This window comes from Pelomicrobium sp. P1 (genome assembly GCF_052805615.1).
Genome location: NZ_JBRBEM010000031.1, coordinates 1 through 4,037 on the forward strand (window position 1 = coordinate 1; position 4,037 = coordinate 4,037).

General features: G+C 65.9%; 1 protein-coding gene. It reads left to right on the plus strand.

What is annotated here, in order from left to right; all coding sequences use genetic code 11:
• A partial coding sequence (locus ACUVYZ_RS17215) for a calcium-binding protein (RefSeq protein ID WP_446033094.1) occupies positions 1–4,037 on the plus strand: 4,037 nt, incomplete at both ends.

Below are 4,037 nucleotides of genomic sequence, written 5' to 3' on the forward strand. Positions count from 1 at the left end.
TGCCGACCATCCGTATCTCCGGGACGCCGTCTTCTTCGAAGACGCCGCCACCGGCGACAAGATTGCCCAGGGCTTTGCGCCTGAGAGTCCCTTTCCCAACGTACAGCGCTACTTCTTCGGCGATAGCCGCGACAACCGCTTCAGCGGCGGGGCCATGGAAGACCATCTGTACGGCGGCGGGGGCGAGGACAGCCTCGACGGGGCCGGCGGCCGGGATTATCTCGAGGGCAACGCCGGCGCGGATACCCTTCAGGGCGGCGCGGGGGAGGACACCCTGGTGGGGGGCGCGGGCGAGGACCGGCTGGAAGGGGGTGCGGGCTTTGACACTTATGTGGTGGGTTCGGGGCGCGATGCGATTTTCGACGCCGACGGCCAGGGGGTGGTGAAGGATGGGGCGGGACGGGTGATCGCCGGTACGTTCGTGAAGCAAGGGACGCAGTACGTCTTCCTGGCCGATGCGGGGATCACCGCGACGCGCAACTCCCCGCTCACCATTACCCTCTCCGGCGGCGCCTCGGTGGTGATCGAAGATTACGAGGAGGGGGCGCTGGGAATTCACTTGAGGGAAGGGGCGCAGCCCTCGGAGACCGTCATCGCCGGCGACCAGGACCTGGCAGCCCCGCACGACTATCTTGCGGGCGTGCCGGACGCTACCGTCGGCTACCACTGGAAGGCGGGGGTGGGCGACGACGTGGTCAACCCTAAGAGCCTTGCCGACGATCGCATCGAAGGCAACGAAGGCTCGGACGTGCTGGCGGGCAGCAACGGCAACGACGAGCTCTACGGGGCCGATCGGGTGGAGCTGGTGGACTTTCTCGCCCAATCCCAAAACGCCGCCCGCATCGAGGGCCGGGGCGACTGGCTGAGCGGGGGCTTGGGCGACGATCTTCTCGTCGGCGGCCATCGCGATGACGTGCTCATGGGGGGCGGCGGGCGGGATCTGCTGGTGGGCGGCGGGGGCGATGACGTGATCGATGGCGACGACAACTTCCTTCCCACCCGCAGCGGTTTCTATGATGGGGGCGAGATTCCAGAACGCTTCCTCGGCGCGGTGGCTTTCGACTGGAGCGTCGATCGCGGCGACCCCCTCAATCCCCTGTTCTCCCCGGTGGCGGCTTTCGCCAATGCGCGCGACGTGGGGGCGGCCGACGTGGTCTACGCGGGGGCTGGGAACGATATCGTGGTCGGGATGCTGGGCGATGACCTGCTCCACGGGGAGGCCGGGAACGATGTCATGACGGGTGATGAAGGCCATGACCTTCTCTTTGGCGGGGACGCAGCCGACCTGCTCCACGGCGACGGACCGAAGCTCGTCGACCCCGCCGAGGCGGGGCGGGATTTCCTCGACGGGGGCGCGGGCGATGACCTCCTGATCGGCGGCGGTGAGGCGGATGTGCTCGTTGGGGGTGAGGGTTCAGATCGGCTCTTCGGGGATGGGGACGACGTGCCCGAGGCCTACCAGAAGGGCGATTCTCTCGATGGCGGGGACGGCAACGACTATCTCCGGGGTTACGGCGGGGACGATCTTCTCTTCGGTGGCGCCGGTGACGATGCGTTGCTGGGCGAGGCGGGGGCGGACACGCTCTCCGGTCAGGACGGAGCCGACCTGCTCTCCGGCGGCGAAGGAGACGATCTGCTCTTCGGCGGTACGGGCCAGGATGACCTGCAGGGCGATGGGGGCAAGGATCATTTGGACGGGGAGCAGGGCGACGACCTCCTCGCCGGAGGCGCGGGCGATGACGAGCTCTTCGGAGGCGAAGGCGCAGACCAGCTCGCAGGCGACGAAGGCCACGACCTCCTCGCCGGCGGCGAAGAGGCGGATCGCCTCTTTGGCGATGCGGGGGATGACCGGCTTTATGGAGGCGAGAGCACCGACCAGCTCGAGGGAGGCGCGGGCGATGATCTCCTCGACGGGGGTGAAGGGTCCGATTATCTCGCGGGCGGGGCGGGCAACGACACCTACGTCGTGGACGCTTCCGATACCGTCTTCGATGAAGAGGGGGAGAACCTGATCCGTTTTGCTGCCGGCGTCTCGGCCGATGACCTCGTGCTCCAAACCCGCTTTGATGATCGCGGTCCCGCCTATGTGCTCACTGTCCAGGGTCGGGAAGTTTACAGCTTCCCGAAGGACAGGCCGGGGCTATTGCAGGGCATCGAGTTCGCCGACGGCAGCGCCTTCACCAGCCCTGAGGAGGTGCTGGATTTTGCCTACCGCGCGCCCCAAAACCTCGTGGGGCAAGAGACCGACGATCTGCTGGTCGGATGGGGAGGAAACGACTACCTTTATGGAAGCAGCGGCAACGACACCCTTCACGGGGGCGCTGGCACCGACCACCTGGAGGGCGAGGCGGGAGATGACTTCCTGTGGGGCGGCAAGGGCGAGGACTTCTTGCGTGGGGGCGAAGGCAGCGATACCTACCTCTTCAAGCGCGGCGACGGACGGGATGTGATTCTCGAGGAGGGCAACGCCGCTTCTGTCGACACCCTGCAACTCGCCCCCGACATTCTGCCGCAGCATGCAACCGTCGCCCGCCGGGCGAACGGCGACCTGGTCGTCGAAATCCAGGGCACCGGGGACGCGGTGACGGTCGAGGGCTGGTACAACGAGCCCCGCAATCGGATCGAGCGCATCGTTTTCGGGGACGGGACAGAGCTTCGGCTCTCCGACCTGGAATCCCTGCCGGTTGCGCCGATCGTGGGCAGCGAGGGCAACGACCGTCTGCAGGGCACGCCGGCACAAGACACGCTTCTCGGGAGGGACGGAGACGATGTCCTGGATGGCGGTGCAGGCGAGGACCGGTTGGAAGGGGGTGCCGGCGCGGATACCTACCTCGTGGGTTTTGGCATGGGCCGGGACAGGGTGGTCGATGCCTCTGCCGAAGTTAACACTTTGCGACTGGCCGAAGGACTCGGCTTTGACCACTTGGGGCTGCGCCAGCAGAACGCTGATCTCTTCGTGACCCTGCGCGGGAGCGAAGAAGGCGTGCTCCTAAACGACTACTTTGCCCAGGATCAGCGCTGGCAGGTGCGGCTCGCGGATGGGCAAACCAAGACGGTGGCGGAGCTGCTCCTTCGCCCCGATCCCCATGAGGGCGACGAGGTGGCGCGGGCGTGGGAAGACTACATTGCCGGCGCCCGGGCCCAGCACGAAGCGCATTTGAGGCGCCTGGGCTATCGACCGCGGGGCGACGGGGCGATGGAATACATCCCCGAGACGGTCAGCCTGGCCTACAGTTTCCGTTGGACCCAAAGGACCTATTACGCCGGCACGCTGGCGGGGACGACTTCAGAGACTCGTCGATTCTCCAGCGCTTTGAACGGATTTGGCGGCCTCTTCAATCTCGATCACTTCTATCGCTATGTTGAGAAGTTCGTTTTTTCCCGCCAAGCGTCCGATGAAGCGGTGATTATCCGCAGTGCCCCGTCACCCGAACGGGTGGAAACCGATCTGGACGAGCGGGTAGCCCTTGCCCTCCGATGGGATCGAAGTGACCGAGGTCCCGTCTATGGCGGGTCCTGGAGTCACACCTATATGGATGTCGATCCGCTGACGAACGAACTGAAGACCTTTTACCGCGACAGCGGCACGGACGAATACGGCTATCGCACCTATACCCTCTTGGGCTATACCCCAAGCGATGCCCCACCGAACGTGGATACCTATGTGCCGCTGACCTGGAACCCCGCGCCGCTCATCGTCAAAGTGGAGCGCCAGCACGAGCGGAGCTGGACCCTCGAGGAGATCGTCGCCGGCCCGAGCGATAACGAGATTCATGGCAGATGGGATGAGATCTCCTTGATCGACGCGGGGGCGGGCAACGACGTGGTCTACGCGGGCCGTCAGGACTTCGTGTACGGCGGGAGCGGTGACGACCGGCTCGAGGGAGGAAGGATTGTTTATGGCGGTCCTGGCAACGACACGCTGCTCTACGGCACCACCCTTCTTGGCGGCCCGGGCGAGGACGAGATGGACGGGGGACAGGGGGCCACGCGCTACAGGATCGACCCCGCCGAGCCCGGGGTCGATCTCATCCACG